This is a genomic window from Paenibacillus sp. FSL K6-1330 (genome assembly GCF_037976825.1).
GTDB lineage: Bacteria > Bacillota > Bacilli > Paenibacillales > Paenibacillaceae > Paenibacillus_AQ.
The window spans coordinates 3,427,550-3,444,531 of sequence record NZ_CP150269.1; the positions used below are offsets into that span (position 1 = coordinate 3,427,550).

14 protein-coding genes and 1 pseudogene are annotated in these 16,982 nt (G+C 47.5%); 11 read left to right on the top strand and 4 right to left on the bottom strand.

The window, feature by feature from the left end:
- Positions 1–28: 28 nt before the first annotated feature.
- Together NYE54_RS15605 and NYE54_RS15610 are read left to right on the top strand one after the other, a co-directional pair.
- The gene (locus tag NYE54_RS15605; RefSeq protein WP_339273024.1) at positions 29–1,180 is read left to right on the top strand and encodes an FAD-dependent oxidoreductase; all 1,152 of its coding nucleotides are present in this window, start codon (positions 29–31) and stop codon (positions 1,178–1,180) included.
- 138 nt (positions 1,181–1,318) lie between these two features.
- A complete protein-coding gene (locus NYE54_RS15610) occupies positions 1,319–1,867 on the top strand; it encodes a DinB family protein (protein ID WP_076323297.1) in 549 nt (182 codons plus the stop codon).
- Between the two features lie 122 nt (positions 1,868–1,989).
- Here NYE54_RS15610 and NYE54_RS15615 read toward each other — a convergent pair whose 3' ends face one another.
- Positions 1,990–2,451, bottom strand: a complete 462-nt coding sequence (locus NYE54_RS15615; RefSeq protein ID WP_339273026.1) for an OsmC family protein — start codon at positions 2,449–2,451, stop codon at positions 1,990–1,992.
- A 245-nt stretch (positions 2,452–2,696) separates the two neighbouring features.
- Entirely contained in the window at positions 2,697–3,092 is a 396-nt protein-coding gene (gene mscL / locus NYE54_RS15620) for a large conductance mechanosensitive channel protein MscL (RefSeq protein WP_339273028.1), read from the bottom strand.
- A gap of 226 nt (positions 3,093–3,318) precedes the next feature.
- Between mscL and NYE54_RS15625 the strand changes: the two genes are divergently transcribed.
- Together NYE54_RS15625 and NYE54_RS15630 are read left to right on the top strand one after the other, a co-directional pair.
- Positions 3,319–3,459, top strand: coding sequence for a hypothetical protein (locus NYE54_RS15625; RefSeq protein WP_179090642.1), 141 nt, complete (start codon positions 3,319–3,321; stop codon positions 3,457–3,459).
- Positions 3,460–3,573: 114 nt separating this feature from the next.
- Positions 3,574–5,070 (top strand): Lsa family ABC-F type ribosomal protection protein, encoded by a 1,497-nt coding sequence (locus NYE54_RS15630; protein WP_339273030.1) that lies wholly within the window; start codon positions 3,574–3,576, stop codon positions 5,068–5,070.
- 179 nt (positions 5,071–5,249) lie between these two features.
- Here NYE54_RS15630 and NYE54_RS15635 read toward each other — a convergent pair whose 3' ends face one another.
- Complete coding sequence (locus NYE54_RS15635) at positions 5,250–5,546, bottom strand: DUF1796 family putative cysteine peptidase (RefSeq protein ID WP_339273032.1); 297 nt, start codon at positions 5,544–5,546, stop codon at positions 5,250–5,252.
- Positions 5,547–5,624: 78 nt separating this feature from the next.
- On the opposite strand from NYE54_RS15635, the gene NYE54_RS15640 reads away from it, so the two are divergent.
- The 6 genes and pseudogenes from NYE54_RS15640 to NYE54_RS15665 form a co-directional block, all read left to right on the top strand.
- Positions 5,625–5,999, top strand: a complete 375-nt coding sequence (locus NYE54_RS15640; RefSeq protein ID WP_339273034.1) for a VOC family protein — start codon at positions 5,625–5,627, stop codon at positions 5,997–5,999.
- Positions 6,000–6,157: 158 nt separating this feature from the next.
- Positions 6,158–7,285 (top strand): FAD-dependent oxidoreductase, encoded by a 1,128-nt coding sequence (locus NYE54_RS15645; protein WP_339273036.1) that lies wholly within the window; start codon positions 6,158–6,160, stop codon positions 7,283–7,285.
- A gap of 509 nt (positions 7,286–7,794) precedes the next feature.
- Positions 7,795–10,983, top strand: coding sequence for a cytochrome P450 (locus NYE54_RS15650; RefSeq protein ID WP_339273038.1), 3,189 nt, complete (start codon positions 7,795–7,797; stop codon positions 10,981–10,983).
- 115 nt (positions 10,984–11,098) lie between these two features.
- The gene (locus tag NYE54_RS15655; protein ID WP_339273040.1) at positions 11,099–11,470 is read left to right on the top strand and encodes a helix-turn-helix domain-containing protein; all 372 of its coding nucleotides are present in this window, start codon (positions 11,099–11,101) and stop codon (positions 11,468–11,470) included.
- 272 nt (positions 11,471–11,742) lie between these two features.
- Entirely contained in the window at positions 11,743–13,005 is a 1,263-nt protein-coding gene (locus NYE54_RS15660; RefSeq protein WP_098748207.1) for an IS110 family transposase, read from the top strand.
- A gap of 550 nt (positions 13,006–13,555) precedes the next feature.
- Positions 13,556–13,863, top strand: a pseudogene (locus tag NYE54_RS15665) (transposase); the annotation flags it as partial.
- 112 nt (positions 13,864–13,975) lie between these two features.
- Here NYE54_RS15665 and NYE54_RS15670 read toward each other — a convergent pair.
- A complete protein-coding gene (locus NYE54_RS15670; protein ID WP_339273042.1) occupies positions 13,976–14,539 on the bottom strand; it encodes an NAD(P)H-dependent oxidoreductase in 564 nt (187 codons plus the stop codon).
- Positions 14,540–14,782: 243 nt separating this feature from the next.
- Here NYE54_RS15670 and NYE54_RS15675 point away from each other — a divergent pair, with 243 nt between their 5' ends.
- Positions 14,783–16,966, top strand: coding sequence for an MMPL family transporter (locus NYE54_RS15675; protein WP_339273043.1), 2,184 nt, complete (start codon positions 14,783–14,785; stop codon positions 16,964–16,966).
- The last annotated feature ends 16 nt before the right edge of the window (positions 16,967–16,982 follow it).

Sequence of the window (16,982 nt, forward strand, 5' to 3'; positions counted from 1 at the left end):
AGGCAAGCTATAAGGCAGGTGGTCATATATGTCAAAGCAAGCGGATGTTATTGTTATCGGAGCGGGTGTAGCCGGTACCAGCTGTGCACTACAGCTTGCAAAGCAAGGGTATCGTACGATATTGCTGGATCGGCAATCATTTCCACGCCACAAAACCTGCGGTGAATTCATGTCTCCGGAGACCAAAGAGATGCTGGATTATTTGGGGGTCCATCTATTGGGCGAAGAGATTGAGCCTAGTTCCATGGATCATGCCAAAATCGTGATGTCACACGGCGGTGAAATTACCGCTCCGTTACCAGGACAGGCTACAGGCATCAGCCGCTATGAGCTGGATCGCCTCCTACATGAGAATGCACTGGCCGCGGGAGCGGAAGTTGTCACGGGAACAACCGTGACCGATATTCAGAAGCTCGGTGATCATCGGTATGAAGTCGATGTAAGGCAAGGGAAAGAGCGCGTTCGATATGAGGCAAGGGCCGTCATTGGTGCATACGGTACGAAAAGGCCGCGCGGCGTTTCCCCTGCCGAGGAGTATCGGGATGATACCGTATATGTCGGCGTAAAATCGCATTTTAGCGGCATTACGATACCTTCCCGGGTTGAGCTGTATTTTTGCGAAGGGGGTTATGTCGGAATCTCGCCGATTGAAAATGGGACGGTTAATGTGGCTGCGTTGCTGACCTTGAATTCAGTGCAGGGCAGCGGCAAATCGGTGCCTGAAATTCTCCGAGCCGCTTCACGCACGAACAAAAGGTTGGGCGAACGAATGGCTGAAGGGGAGCCTGTTTCGGGAACCCAGGTATCGATTGCCCCTCTTCGTTTATCCCATACACCGCATCCATGGTCGGAATATCCTCACATCGGCGATGCCATGCTGATGCTCCCACCGCTGTGCGGGGACGGGATGTCGGTTGCTCTTCGGTCCTCGCTGATATGCGCTCGTTGGACCGACTCCTATTTAAAGGGAGAAATAAACTTCGAACATTGGCGAAATCAGTATACACTTGAAGCCAATCGTACTTTTACGGAGCTTCTCAGAAGAGCAAGGAGAATTCAGAACCTGGCTTTCGCCAAAACCAATCGCTTCTATCCAGGCATCGCCCGGATGATTCCAGGATTGGCATCCTATGTCGTAAAAGCTACCCGGTTATCCGCATCGGGTATAGGTTCCAGATAAAAGCCGCAGGATTGCGGCTTTTTTGTATTGTTATTTAACGGACTTCCGTTGACATTGGATAGATGATGTTTTATTATGTTTATAAATAGATAGACATATTTAAATAACGTTTATTATTTCGATGAATGGAGGTGCGTAATGCAGGATCGACAGTATTCACCTGATCCGACCGGAGTCATTCGAAGTACTCTTGATTTCCAGTTCCAAATCGCTTGGCAGTTGCTCGACTTGCATCTCACGGGGCTTCAAGATGAGGAGTTTCATTGGCGACCTGCTTCGAAGGGACTCCACGTTTACCGTGAATCTGGAATCTGGCTAGCGGAATGGCCGGAATCCGAGGATTACGAGATTGGCCCGCCGAATATATCTTGGCTGACATGGCATATCACATACTGGTGGTCTATGGTACTGAATCATTCGTTCGGCAGCGGGGCATTGGCCCGTGAAGACATCCATTCTATGGGTAACATCCAAGAGACTAGACATAGAATAAATGAATTGAGCAGCGAGTGGAAACGTGAAATGTCGGCTTTGACGGACGAAGCGTTCCTTTCTACGGAACGAACGTTATGGCCTTTCGCGGATAAGCCTTTTCATGAATTGGCAGCCTGGCTAAATCTGGAACTGATGAAAAATGCGGCTGAGATCGGTTACTGCCGTTTCCTTTATGCCGTTCACAAGAAATAATACATTTATCCATGGACAATACGTCGCTTAATGATATCCGGATGAGTGCCTTTCATAACGATGAAAAATGAAGGGCTGCTAAGTTGCTTGGTGCAACGTGGCAGCCCTTATATGTAGATTAATTAAGAATGAGCCACTTCGTTCTCAATGACGATGCGATTTAGCTTCACATTTACTGGCGCCGCTATCGTATCGCCCACAGGGCATTTACTCTCCAGAAATTCAACAAACTGCTCAACATTCTCGGGGGACGAAGGGGTCTTGATGTAGAACGTGTACCGAATATCGGAGTATCCAGGGCGTACGTCAGAGCGATTAAAGAATCCATCCAGGTCAAGGTCGCCTTCTACATCAACTCTGAAATCTTCAAGGATCACATCGAATTTTGGAGCATAAACACGGGCCACTATCGATTGGCATGCCCCCAGGGAGGCCAGCAGAGCTTCAACGGGGTTCATTCCGGTATCCGTACCTCCAAGGCTTTTCGGCTCATCGATAACTAACTCGAACTGCCTTACATTAGTAACAACTTTTACCCCTTCTTGCAAATGGGCCGTTGCTTTGAACGTTTGAACACTTGGCATATAGCACATCTCCCTTTTTTAGGACAGCCCCATACGGCGTGGGTGCTCTGTCTCTATATTATAAACTATACTAATTTACTAGGTTTAGTGTGAATTATAATTCTATTTAGCATGATCTGTCAATAGAACATAAATAGAACGATATGACGGGCGTTTGTTATTCCCATGCAAGGACCAGGAGGAAGGCAAAAAAAGAGAGCGTGTTCTCGTTGCGAAAACACGCTCTTTGGATCAGTTCCATATTATTATTCGGAAGCCTTATTTTGTTGTTTCAGCAAATCGCGAATTTCAGTCAACAACAGTTCTTCCTTCGATGGAGCCGGTGGTTCTTCAGCTTTAGTATCTTCTTTGCGTTTAAAGCGGTTAAGCGTACGGATGAACATGAAGATCGAGAAGGAGACGATAAGGAAATCTACGACCGTCTGCAGAAATACTCCATACGTCAGCGTTGCATCTCCGATTGTCGTATCTAGTCCTGATAAATTGACTCCGCCAAGGAGCAAGCCAATTACCGGCATAATGATATCGCTCACCAAGGAGGATACGATTTTGCCGAAAGCAGCACCAATGATAACCCCAATGGCTAAATCGAGCACATTACCCTTAAGCGCAAAGGTTTTAAACTCTTTTAATAAATTCATAATAAGTCACCTGCTTTTCAATCTAAAATGTAGGTGGCATTTCATCTACCACTCGAAATATCCTATCAGCAACTAGTGAAATGCGCAAGATCGTTAAGTTGTATCTTTTTTACGGAAACGTAGGCGAGCCGCCGCTTGCCCTATACAGGTTGACCAATAGGTGGCATTCATGTTAAGTTTATAATATTCGCACAATAACGGGATCGAATGAAGGAGGGATAAAGCGATGACTGAATTAGATGTTGTAGATGTTCATGTGAACCTGTCGATACTAGGAAGCATTAGACAAGGTTCACACCATAACCAATCAGATACCGGAACTTTATCCTTCTATACTTATATGCAGGCAAGTTTAGCGATAGCTTGATCGTCGCTTGTTTCTTTATGGTATAGTTGGCAAAGATAAGCGTAGAAAGCACCGGGTTCTGGTGTTTTTGCGCTTTTTTTCGTTCTGAAATTTTACCGTAGAGGAATGATGAAAATGTCATTAATCCAAGTTTCAAACCTTTCGTTTGCTTATGAGAGCAGTTTTGATCCGATATTCGAACAAGTGAGCTTTCAAATCGATACCGATTGGAAATTGGGATTTACCGGAAGAAACGGCAGGGGAAAAACCACGTTTCTCAATCTGCTGCTAGGCAAGTATGAATACAGCGGGAATATCTCGGCCTCCGTGAGCTTCGAATATTTCCCTTACCATGTCGAGAACAAGGAGTATCTCACTCTGGACATCATCGAGGAGATCTATCCGGAGTATGTTCATTGGCAAATCGTGCGCGAACTTAACTTGTTAAAGGTTTCGGAAGATGTCCTGTACCGGCCTTTTGACTCATTATCAAGCGGAGAGCAGACCAAAGTGATGCTGGCTGCGTTGTTTATCAAGGAAAATCGCTTCCTCTTGATTGACGAACCGACCAATCACCTGGATATGCATGCGAGAAAATTAGTCAGCGACTACCTCAGCAAGAAAAGCGGATTTATTCTGGTGTCGCACGATCGATCATTCTTGGATCATTGCGTAGACCACATCCTGTCCATCAATAAAACCAATATCGAGATCCAAAAAGGCAATTTTTCCGCATGGTGGGAAAATAAAAAGAGACAGGATCAATTTGAGCTTGCGAGTGACGAGAAGCTGCGGAAAGATATTAAACGTTTAACCGATTCTGCAAGAAGGACGGGGAATTGGTCGGATCAGGTGGAGAAATCGAAGAACGGTACCAGAAATTCAGGCTCCAAAGTAGATAAAGGCTATATTGGCCACAAGGCAGCTAAGATGATGAAGCGCTCCAAAAACCTAGAGCAGCGACAGCAGTCCGCCATAGAGGAAAAATCGAAGCTCCTTAAAAATATCGAGAGCTCCGAGAATTTGCAGATGTTCCAACTGGATTATCACAAAAAACAACTGGTCCAGCTGGAGGATGTCTCCATTTCATACGGCTCCAAGACGGTGTGTGAAAACTTGAGTTTTACGATTGAAAAAGGGGACCGAGTTGCCCTCTCGGGCAAAAACGGTTCTGGAAAATCCAGTATCCTTAAGCTGATATGCGGAGAAGAGATGCAATACACAGGCCAGTTCAACAGGGATAGCCAGCTTAAGATATCCTATGTATCTCAGGACACGTCCTACCTGCAAGGCAGCTTGACGGATTATGCCATAAGCAGCGGGATTGATGAAAGCCTGTTTAAATCCATATTGCGAAAGCTCGATTTCTCCAGACTTCAGTTTGAAAAGGATATTTCGACTTATAGCGGGGGACAGAAGAAGAAGGTGCTGATCGCTAAAAGCCTTAGTGAGCATGCTCATTTGTATGTGTGGGATGAACCGCTTAATTTTATCGATGTGATCTCTCGCATGCAGATCGAAGAGTTATTGCTCGAGTATGCACCGACGCTTCTGTTCGTGGAGCATGATCGTGCATTTTGCGAGAATGTGGCAACGAAGTTCGTTGAACTTGATGGCCATCAAGAAACATAAGAAACAATAAGATCGTTATCCCAAAGAAGGAATGGGAGTATCAATTAGCTAGAATATGTTCCTTAATAGGAAATTACAAAAAAAGCTGTCCGCTAATTAGTTAGCGGCAGCTTTTTTACATTTCGTTTTGATATCAACTAAGACGTTTATACAGTAAACCTAACCCTTCCAGCAGCCGGTCAAAACGGCGTGGCGATTCCATCCTCCAAAAGAGCTGAAGTGCCTTCAACCTTTCGCATATGCCGCAGTTCCATAAATCCGCTGAAGCGGTTGCTCAATAATCGGGTTACATCCGAAATCGAGCTCGATATCATCCAATCAAGCGGAAAAGAAAAGCGTCTCAGCTGACGCTCCCGCAAATTGATCGATGGCCCGCACCAGCTGCCCAAGCTAATGATAAGTGGCGTATAGTAAAGAAATAAACCGTAATTTAATATAAATTCGCAATTGATAAGAAATATAAGTGCGTCTGGCATGTTAAGATCTGAAGAGAAAAGACAATCATAGAAACAAGCTGGTTTTAACAGTTAATTAGGCGAGGAGTGTAACAATCGATGATTAGTAAAGTTGGTCAAATTATGGTGTATGTGAATAATCAGGATCAAGCCGTGAAGTTTTGGACTGAAATGGTAGGATTTCAAGTCATAGCTGAAGAGAATAACGGTGAAATGAGATGGATTGAAATTGCTCCGACGAGGGAAGCCGAAACGAGCATCATTCTGCATGACAAGGAGCTCGTAGCCAAAATGTCGCCTGGAATGAATTTGGGCACACCTTCTTTAATGTTTTTCACGGAAAATTTCGATGCGTTGTACAGCCATTTAACCAGCCATAATATCACCGTCGGCGAAGTGGTGAATTTGCCTTCCGGCAGAGTGTTCAACTTTGCGGATTATGAAGAAAACTATTTTGCTGTCATGGAAAAATAATAACCGATCAGATCAACCATAGCTCGGATGGATATGAAGTCGCCTATTTGGCGGCTTTTTTGTGTATTCTTTGGTATGACGCTTAGATGGTGGGCGTTATACTTTTTTCCTGCATTCGCTATAATGGATACAGTGATTGAAGGAAAGGGATGTCATGCATGAAGAAAGTGATCGTCATTGGATCGGGAATACTAGGGGCATCGACTGCTTATCAGTTAGCAAAAATGGGAGCGGAAGTTCTTATTATAGACCGCAAAGATAAAGGACAGGCTACGGATGCCGCGGCAGGCATTATCTGCCCCTGGCTATCGCAAAGGCGGAATCAAGCGTGGTACCAATTAGCCAAGGCGGGCGCGCGTTTTTATCCTGAGTTAGTGGAAGAACTCATCAGCGAAGGCGAGACAGAAACAGGCTACGCCCAAGTCGGCGCTCTTAGCATTCATGAGGATTTGGATAAAATCCGCAAGATGGAGGAACGGGCTCATATTCGGAAAACAGATGCTCCGGAAATCGGTGAGATTACCCGGCTGAATGAGGAAGAAACCCATGAGCATTTTCCTTTGCTCGGTGAAGGCTATCATTCCGTTCATATTAGCGGTGCCGCACGTATTGACGGTCGTGCGCTGCGCGATGCGCTGATCCGGTCTGCACAGAGGAACGGGGCCCAGCTTATAAACGGGGATGCCGCATTGGTATATCAAACAAATCGTGTAACCGGAGCAGCTGTCGGAGCTGATAGCTTCGAGGCTGATGAAGTCATTGTTTGTGCCGGTGCATGGGCTAATCAACTGCTTCAGCCATTAGGCATTGACTTTCAGGTGCGTTTTCAAAAAGCGCAAATCATGCATGTGCAGGCGGCTGACCAGCAAGATACAGGTGCCTGGCCGGTCGTCATGCCGCCTTCGGATCAATATTTGCTCTCTTTTGATAACCAGAAGATTGTGATCGGAGCGACTCACGAAAATGAAGTCAATGGCTACGATACAAGAGTAACACCCGGCGGTATGCAGGAAATCCTGAATAAAGGATTGGCCTTAGCGCCTGGTTTGGCTGACAGCACATTTGAGGAAGTACGAGTCGGGTTTCGTCCGTTCACACCCGGATTTCTCCCGGTTATAGGTGCTGTCCCTGGCTGGGAAGGCCTTATTACGGCAAACGGGCTGGGCGCGTCCGGACTAACGATGGGGCCATTTATCGGAAGCCAACTTGCAAAGATGGCGCTTGGAATGCCGCTGGATATCGACATTTATCAATATGATGTTCGTACAGCGATCGAAGAGAGTTGAGGCAAGGCGGTTAATCTGATCGGAGCACGCATTTCGCGGGGGGGATCTCCTGATAAGTGGATCATGTGAACATATGTGGACGGAGTGAAAACCCCAATTGAATATTGGATATATTGAAAGCCGCGAAATTCGCGGCTTTTTGTTGTTGAGGAGATTGTAGTCAAAGCCTGTTATACGGTAGATAGTTCTGTGAACATTCACTGAAAATTTTCCTTCGCAAAGAAAATCAATGACTCAATACATTGCTTTTGTCGGAGGGTGATATTTTATTTGGTTTTATAGTCCTAAAGGACCTACGGCTGATATGCTGGAGATACATATCGTGATAGGGTATAGGCTAGGATAAGACAGCCATGTTAAGTAGAAACTAACGATACAGCCGTCAATCCTCCTTTTTTATGTTGAAATGACCGTATTACGATATTGGTCAGTGAGTACTGCGTAGGGATTCACCCGTCCCAACAAAGGGACGCATTCTAAAGAAACAATGGATCATGGAGGGAGATCGAATGTCAGATACGAAGCAAGTACCTCAACCTAAAACTTACGGACCGCTGGGCAATCTGCCTCTGCTGGATTCCGCAGCTCCGGTCCAATCGCTTGTGAAGGTCGCCTCGGAACTCGGGCCGATATTTCAATTTCAGTATCCGGGCGGACGCAGGGAGCTGTATGTCTCCGGCCACGAATATGTCAAGGACGCGTGTGACGAGAAGCGTTTTGACAAACGTATCTGGGCGCCGCTTCAGAATGTCCGTCCTTTTGCAGGTGACGGATTGTTTACGAGCGCTACACATGAGCCCAACTGGAAAAAAGCACATAACATCCTGCTCTCCAGCTTTAGCCAGCGTGCGATGCAAGGCTACCATACGAAAATGGTCGATATCGCTATGCAGCTTATCCAGAAATGGGCTCGGCTCAACCCCGACGAAACCGTGGACGTTCCTGCCGACATGACGCGCCTGACGCTGGATACCATCGGCCTGTGCGGATTTAATTACCGGTTTAACAGCTTCTACCGGGAAGACAATCATCCGTTTATCGACAGCATGGTGCGGGCTCTCGATGAAGGCATGAACCAGCTGCACCGTCTGGGCATACAAGACATGTTTATGATTAAAAAGAAGCGGCAGTTTCAGGAAGATGTTCAGGACATGTTCTCGCTCGTTGATGAGCTTATTCAAGATCGCAAAAAGTATGGCGGCGAAGAAGGGGACTTGCTTGCGCATATGCTGGAAGGTGTCGATCCGGATACAGGCGAGCGCCTGGATTCGGAGAATATCCGATATCAGATGATTACGTTTCTTATCGCGGGGCATGAGACGACAAGCGGATTGCTATCCTTTGCCATTTATTTTTTGCTGAAAAATCCGGATACATTGCAAAAAGCGGTAAGCGAGGTAGACCGCGTTCTGAAAGATCCCGTGCCGACTTACAATCAGGTTCGGGAGCTCAAATACGTCCGCATGGTTCTCAGCGAGTCGCTGCGCTTATGGCCAACGGCACCTGCTTTTTCGTTATATGCGAAGGAAGATACGGAAATCGGAGGAACCTATCCGATCAAGAAGGGGGATAGCGTAACGGTCCTGATTCCGGGACTGCATCGAGACTCCCGCGTGTGGGGAGACGACGTGGAGACGTTCAGACCGGAGCGTTTCGAAGATCCCAGCAAGGTGCCGCATGACGCTTACAAACCGTTTGGCAACGGACAACGCGCATGTATCGGGCAGCAGTTTGCGCTGCAGGAGGCAACCTTGGTGCTTGGTTTGGTGCTCAAATATTTTAAATTGATCGAAAACCAGTCGTATGAGTTGAAGGTTAAGGAAACCCTCACTTTAAAGCCGGAAGGGTTTCATATTCAAGTTCGAAGCCGTCAAGAGGGGGCCGCACTCTTGGTTCCGGGAGCAGGTAAGGCGGTGTCACCCGAGTTGGAGAAGCGGGAATTCGCCAAGTCGCCAGATAAAACGGCGAACAATGCCCATCATACACCGCTGCTCGCTTTATACGGGTCTAACTTGGGCACAGCAGAGGGAATTGCCCGAGAGGTGGCGGACACTGCGAAGCACCAAGGGTTTGACAGCCAGGTAGGTACGTTGGACGATTATGCCGGAAGGCTTCCGAAGGAAGGTGCCGTCATCATTGTAACCGCCTCGTACAACGGACAGCCGCCTTCCAATGCAAAAGCATTTACGGAATGGCTGGAGAATGCCGCTGAATCAGAAATCCAGGGTGTGCGATATGCCGTATTCGGCTGCGGGGATCACAACTGGGCAAGCACCTATCAGCGGATTCCTCGTTTGATAGACGAACAGCTTGCTGTCAAAGGGGCTCAGCGATTGCTCACGCGCGGCGAGAGTGATGCCAGCGGCGACTTTGAGCGTGAAGTCGATGAATGGACAGAGCATTTATGGCCGGATCTGATGCAATCGCTAGGTCTACCTCTGATGTCCGTCAATGAGCTGAAGCGCAGTACCTTGTCTGTCCAGTTCGTGCAGGGAGCGGCCGCCGTGCCTCTGGCAGAAACCTACCAGGCTGTAACCGGGCGCGTTGCTCACACCCGCAATCTGCAGCATGCGGACAGCGGAAGGATCACGCAGCATATCGAAATCTCGCTGCCGGCCGGAACGGATTATCGTGAAGGAGATCATCTGGGAGTGCTTCCGGTCAATCCGAAGACGCTGGTTCAGCGAGTTCTCCGAAGATTCAAACTGGACGCGGGGGCACACCTTATCTTGTCTGCTGAAGGAAGAAGCGGTGCGCATTTGCCGACAGGCATTCCTGTCCGTCTGGACGACCTGCTGTCCCGCAGCGTGGAGCTGCAGGAGCCGGCCACAAGAGCGCAGATTCGGGAGATGGCCGCTAGTACGGTATGTCCGCCGCATGTGAAAGAGCTTCAAGAGCTGCTTTCGGAAGATACCTATCAGGCTGAAGTGCGGGCCAAACGGATCACCATGCTCGATCTGCTGGAGCGGTATGAAGCCTGCGAGCTGTCGTTTGAACGGTTTCTTGAGCTCCTGCCTCCATTGAAGCCGAGATATTATTCGATTTCCAGCTCACCGAAGGTCAGCCGGAATACGGCAAGCATTACGGTCAGTGTCGTTCGGGGGCAAGCGTGGAGCGGCCAAGGGGAATACAGGGGCGTGGCTTCCAACTATTTGGAACAATTGGAGACGGGGGCGGAGGTTCTGATGTTCATTCGTTCGCCAGAGTCGGGCTTTGCGCTGCCGGAGGATCCGGCAACGCCAATCATCATGATCGGACCGGGCACGGGTGTGGCTCCGTTCAGGGGATTCATCCAGGCAAGACAAGCGCTTCGAGAGGCGGGGCAGAAGCTGGGTGCTGCGCATCTGTACTTCGGCTGTCGGAATCCGGAGCAAGACTATCTTTACCGCGAGGAGTTTGAGCAGGCAGAGAGAGAAGGTCTGGTCACCCTGCATACGGCTTTTTCGAGGGTAGACGGTGTGGAGAAATGCTATGTCCAGCATTTAATGACACAAGACGGAGCGTTATTGCTGTCACTGCTAGAGGCAGGAGCGCAAATGTACATTTGCGGCGACGGCTCCCGGATGGCGCCGGAGGTGGAACAAACGCTGACCCGTTCCTATCAGGACCGACATGGCGTGAATGCAGAAGAAGCTGCCGCCTGGCTATCCGGGCTGGAAGCGTCGGGACAATACGTAAAAGACGTTTGGGCCGGATAATCACCATGACAGCGGGATTCGTCGTTCTGTACATCTCCTTGCGATCCAGTACTGTTTTTATGTTAAGATGAACAGTACATGATAAATGGAACAGATTAGAAGGAGAGTGTGACTTATGCGCGAAACTGAAACCTGTGTTCCGACTGGCGTGAAACCCCAAGACACCGGCTTTGGTTATACGTTATCCTTGATCGGCGGTAAATATAAAATGATCATCTTGTATTGGCTGTCTGAAAATAAGGTTATGCGGCATAATGAGCTGAAGCGAAGCATTGGTTCCATATCCTTTAAGACGTTAAGCGTCATGTTAAAGGAGCTGGAGGCAGATGAGCTAATCGTTCGCACGGAATATCCCCAGGTCCCTCCCAAAGTCGAATACACTTTGTCGGAACGCGGACTCTCACTCATTCCTGTGTTACATATGATGTGCGAGTGGGGAGAGCAAAACAGTTCGCCGGCGCTGGAAGCTGTGCAACTGGAAGCATGAGGTTTTGTTATATTCAAAGGGGGTGTCCCAAAAGATCTTAGATCTTGCGGGAGGCCCCCTTTTTGCTGTTAGAAGACGCTCCATGTACGAATCGTTCCTACCATCGCTGTTGCCCCCACATTTCTTGGAATGGTTCTGAGCAAGGACGAAATGGGGGGGCAAAGCATTCCTGTATGCTCTTAAATTTCGGCTTTGAAATTGAACGAGCACCTCCTTATGATGAAAGGTGTCCACTACGACAACCACAACATCATAAGGAAGGTGCTCTTATTATGAAGTTTAAACAATCAGTTAAACAAAATCAACGAATTGAACGTATAACCAACCATCATCTCATCATTGGCATCGACATTGCAAAATTTAAACATGTCGCACGTGCGACAGACTATCGTGGCATTGAACGAGGTTCCTACCTTGTGTTCTCTAACGATCTCGAAGGATATGAAAAGTTATATCAGTGGATGCAAGCTCTAATGCTTCAGTTTAACAAGACCGATGTCATCTTCGGCGTTGAGCCAACCGGTCACTACTGGTTCAACCTAGCGTTCTGGCTTAAAGAGAGGCTGCTCGAGCTCGTTCTCGTTAACCCGTTTCAAGTGAAGCGTAACAAAGAAAACCGGGACAACTCTCCAACTAAAAACGATGTCAAAGATGCCTTGGTCATTGCCGACATGGTGAAGAATGGATACTATTCTGAAACTCATATTCACGCCGAGCCGTATCGGGCGCTTAGGCAGCTTGTGGGCACCAGAGACTTTGTGACCAAGCAAGTCTCCAGTGTCGTCAACCAGATGTATCGGTGGACTGACATGTACTTCCCTGAGTTTCAGCAGGTATTTAAGGACATCACCTCGAAGACGGCACTCGCAACGTTGGCCGAATTTGCGCATCCATCCGATCTTCGCCACTTAACGGTTGAAGACGTTATCGCCGGGTGGAGAAAACGACTGAAGCGCGCAGGCAGCCGTAAGGTATCCGCTGCCCTCATCCATGCGGCGCAACGGACAGCTGCCATTCCGAATTGTGTAGAGGAAGCAAAACTTAGTATATCGTTACTGCTGCAACAACTGCAGATGTATAACGACCAATTGAATCAACTGGAAGAAAAGATGAGTCAACTCCTTCGAAGCATTCCCACAGCAAAGCTCCTTCGTACCATTAAAGGCATGAATGATATTACGCTGGCTACGTTATACAGTGAAGCGGGTGATTTGGGCGGCTTTACTCATGGTAACCAAGTCCTTCGGTTAGCTGGCTTACATCTGTCCGAAAACAGCTCAGGTACCTACAAGGGCGAAGTGAAAATCACGAAGCGAGGGCGACCTGGACTGCGAAAACTTCTTTTCATGACGGTCTTTCATATGGTTTCCATTAATCCAGAATTTCGGGCGCTGCATCAGTACAACAAACAAGTGAAGAACATGAAAGGTATGAAGTCGATCATGAAGCTGTGCGGGAAGCTTGCTCGTATGCTTGTAGCTATGGCGAAGAAGCATTCCGTTTACGACATCAACAAAGTAACGGTCGCCGCTTAATAACCGACCACTTGCCTACTGGCTCATTCGCAGGATTCACAAGAAGCATGAAGAACCGATACGCTCGCCTAAAGGGCTCAGACCCGTGGACAAAGCAGTAACGGACTCCATCTCCTTGATAGGTGTAACGAAGGAATGAAAGGGCATAGACCCGTTGAGACATGGGAGGGCAAACCTCAAGGACGAAGATGGAGCATGCGAATAAAGGAAAACTATGGGAATTTCGCACTTCCCCTTATTTCGTTATGCCCACATTCGCCATACGGTCCCCCCTTTTGTCGCCTTCGTTGTCACATTTGTTTTCATAACGAATGAAATCCTGCGAATTAGCGAGCTAGCGCAAGAAAATTGAATCATAAGGAGGGAGGCGAGCGCTGACGCTTGTCCAGAATCGATTCGTCCTCTCCGCTACGCCGTGCAGATTGCTTACTTTTAGACGCAAAGAAACCGTTCTTCGGTAAAATGGAGGTGCTACCCAAACCATTTACAAAAGGAACGATTTCTTACGGAAGCGGCTCTATCGAGCGAAAGCTGCGAAGGTTGTCCGCTTAAAAAAACATGTGCGAAAGCCCAGGGAGACCGGGAAATCACCGTAAGCCTCAAGTATCTTCGTTACAAGCAGCAAGCAAGGGAGAAACTTCGAAGCGAGGAGCATCATGCGTTGTCGGTTCAGCGAATGTCGAACCGGAAAGTGTGTTTGGGCAGATCAAAAACAACCGAGGATTCCGGCGATTTCTGCTTCGGGGCTTGCATAAAGTGAGCCTGGAGGTCGGGAGGCTTTCGCTTGCCCATAATTTGCTCAAGAAGGCGGCCAATGATCAAAACAGAAGCCATAGCGGTGTGGGAATAACATCCTGAGCACCGCCATGGCTTTATTTGACACACTTTCTGTTTATGAGAGCCGTACGTCAAGCGACTAAAGCTACTTTCGGGACGGCCCCTTTTTTTAACGGTTAATTCAGTTAACACATCACAGGTTATCTATGAACTTTAAGTAATCCTGTGCACTTGTATCCAATGCGCTATGAGGGGACGATAGGTCCATGTCAGGCGCATTAGTTCCAGGAGCAGCCTCTTGTCCGTAAAACGCAAAGAACGAACGATAATCTGCATCGCAGTAGAGGAAGGTCGTTTCAAAAGGGGTTAATATCTGTGCAAGCGTGTAGCGATACCTTCCGTTTTCCTGATAATCTTCTTTTTTTATTCCAGCCGAAACCGCTAATCCAACTTTGCGTTTCTTTAACTTATCGCCTCCATTTGAACCGTAAGCCCACCCGTAAGCGAATACCTCGTCAAGCCACTTTTTGAGGAGTGGCGGACAATTAAACCAATAGATAGGAAATTGTAAAATAAGATTGCTATGCGATTCAATGAGCTGCTGTTCTTTTTGTACATCCATGTTTCCATCAGGGTAAACCTTATGTAATTCGTGAACAGTATACAGCTCCGGATATTGCTTTAGTTCCTCGACCCAGCGCTTATTGATGACCGAGGTTTCCAGACTTGGATGCGTTACGATAACAAGTGTTTTCAATGATATGTCCTCCTTGAGCATGATTGATTTCCTTGAGTATAAAGTGCGAACTGCAATTTTGTAAGTATGCACTTTTAGTACAGGTACTTACCAAAAGGTGAGTTTTAAATCACTGAAAATTAAATAAATCGGACATTACATGCCCAAAAGTACATCCTGCGAATGCCCATATGTACGATTTCAAACCACTGCACGGACGTTATAATGACAGTTATTCTTGCTAATAGAGGAAGGTGATTACGTTTGGCAGCATTTTTGTATAAACTTGGAATTTTAGCTGCTCGAAACAGAAAGAAGGTCTTGTCTGGAAGTTTAGCGGTTCTCATCATCGCCGTTTCAGTTGGTCTCGGCATGGGTGTCCATTTAAACGGTGAAATGACCATTCCTGGCACAAAATCTGAGGAAGCGATGAAAGTATTAAAAGAAGAATTTTCGCAAGGAGAAGGTACTGAAGGCGGGACGATTCAAGTAATTTTCAAGGCTCCTGACGGTCAAACGCTGGAATCGGAATCAACGCAAAAAATGATCGCCAAGACGCTTGAGTCAATATCTAAAGACTCTGAGATTGCATCGATCGTAAGCCCATACGAGGCAGGTACAATCAGTTATAAAAAAGAGATTGGATATGCGGTAATCACGTACAAATCAGAGGCTTTGCAAGTCACGGATGCATCTAAAGAGCTCGTGTTGGAAAGTGTAGAGAAAGCACGTAAAGAGGGCTTACAGGCTGAACTCGGAGGAAGCGTCGAACTCTCCGAACTTGAAATAGGAGGAATCTCCGAGATCATTGGCATTATTGCCGCATTTATGATCCTGGCCATTACATTCACATCCTTGCTCGCAGCCGGGTTGCCTATACTAACAGCCGTAATCGGACTTGGAATAGGCGTCATGTCCGTCATTATTGCTTCCAATTTTATCGAAATGGCGTCGTTCTCTTTAATACTTGCCATCATGCTTGGATTAGCCGTCGGAATTGACTATGGCTTATTCATTATTTCGAGATACAGACAAAATCTTGTGGAAGGTAAAGGTGTTGAGGAGTCCATTGCGCATGCAAATGCTACCGCCGGCAGCGCTGTTATTTTCGCCGGATTGACGGTTATTATAGCACTTGCCGGATTATCCGTAACGGGAATTCCGTTCATCACGGTAATGGGCGTAGCGGGAGCATTCACGGTACTTGTGGCCGTAATAATTTCCGTCCTCGTCGTTCCTGCGCTTCTTGGATTTGCGGGTGAACGGATTCGTCCGAAGTCGAAAACGGCTTCCATTCAGGATCCCCCTAAAGTCATCGAACAATCGAATCGGTGGGGACGAACGATAACGAAGTATCCATTACCTATCGCACTTGCAGGCATTTTGCTGTTAGGAGCCATAAGTCTGCCTGCACTGCATTTGCAAACGGGCCTTCCGGATAAAGGTTCAAAATCAATCGAAACAACGGAACGCCGCGGTTATGATTTGATAGCGGAAGGGTTTGGGCCTGGTATGAACGGACCGCTCGCTATTATTCTTAAAGCAGAGTCAATAGATGACGCGCAAGCGACATTTGCTAAGGTAGGGAAGAATCTAAGCGAGCTGCCGAATGTGGCAATGGCAACTCCGCCGGTCTCGAACGCAACGGGCAAAGTAGCCATGGTAACGATCATCCCTGGAACCGATCCGAAAAGTGAGAAAACAACCGAATTGGTTCATTCGATCCGCGATAAGGCGGCCAAAATTAAGCAACAGGATCAAGTTGAGGTTATGGTTACGGGTGCAACGGCTGTGAATATCGATATATCTGAGAAATTAAATGAGGCTTTGCCTAGATTTGCAGCTCTGATTGTGGGACTGGCTTTGATTCTACTTATGATGGTATTCCGGTCCGTCTTAGTTCCGATCAAAGCCGTGCTAGGTTATCTCCTTACGCTTACGGCAACACTCGGATTCGTCGTTTTTGTCGTTCAGGACGGTAACCTGGCCAAGTTTTTCGATATTCCTGCAGCCGGTCCTGTATTAAACTTCTTGCCCATTCTGACTGCAGGCATACTATTCGGCTTGGCCATGGATTATGAAGTGTTTCTGGTCAGTCGCATGCGCGAAGAATTTAACCATTCGGGAAATGCGAAAAATGCCGTACTCTCCGGACTTAAAAATAGCGGCAGCGTTGTAACGGCCGCTGGTCTCATCATGATTGCCGTGTTCGCAAGTTTTATCTTCGTCGAAGATGTCATGATTAAATCAATGGGTTTGGCATTAGCTTTCGGCATATTGTTCGATGCATTTATCGTAAGGCTGACGATCGTGCCAGCGGTCATGACCCTCATGGGCCGCTCGGCATGGTATCTGCCGAAATGGCTTGGACGCATATTACCAAATATCGATGTTGAAGGCGAGTCCATTGAGAAAGAACCGAAGAGCAAAAAAGAAATCGCCTCGTGAGCTCAAAACTAAAATC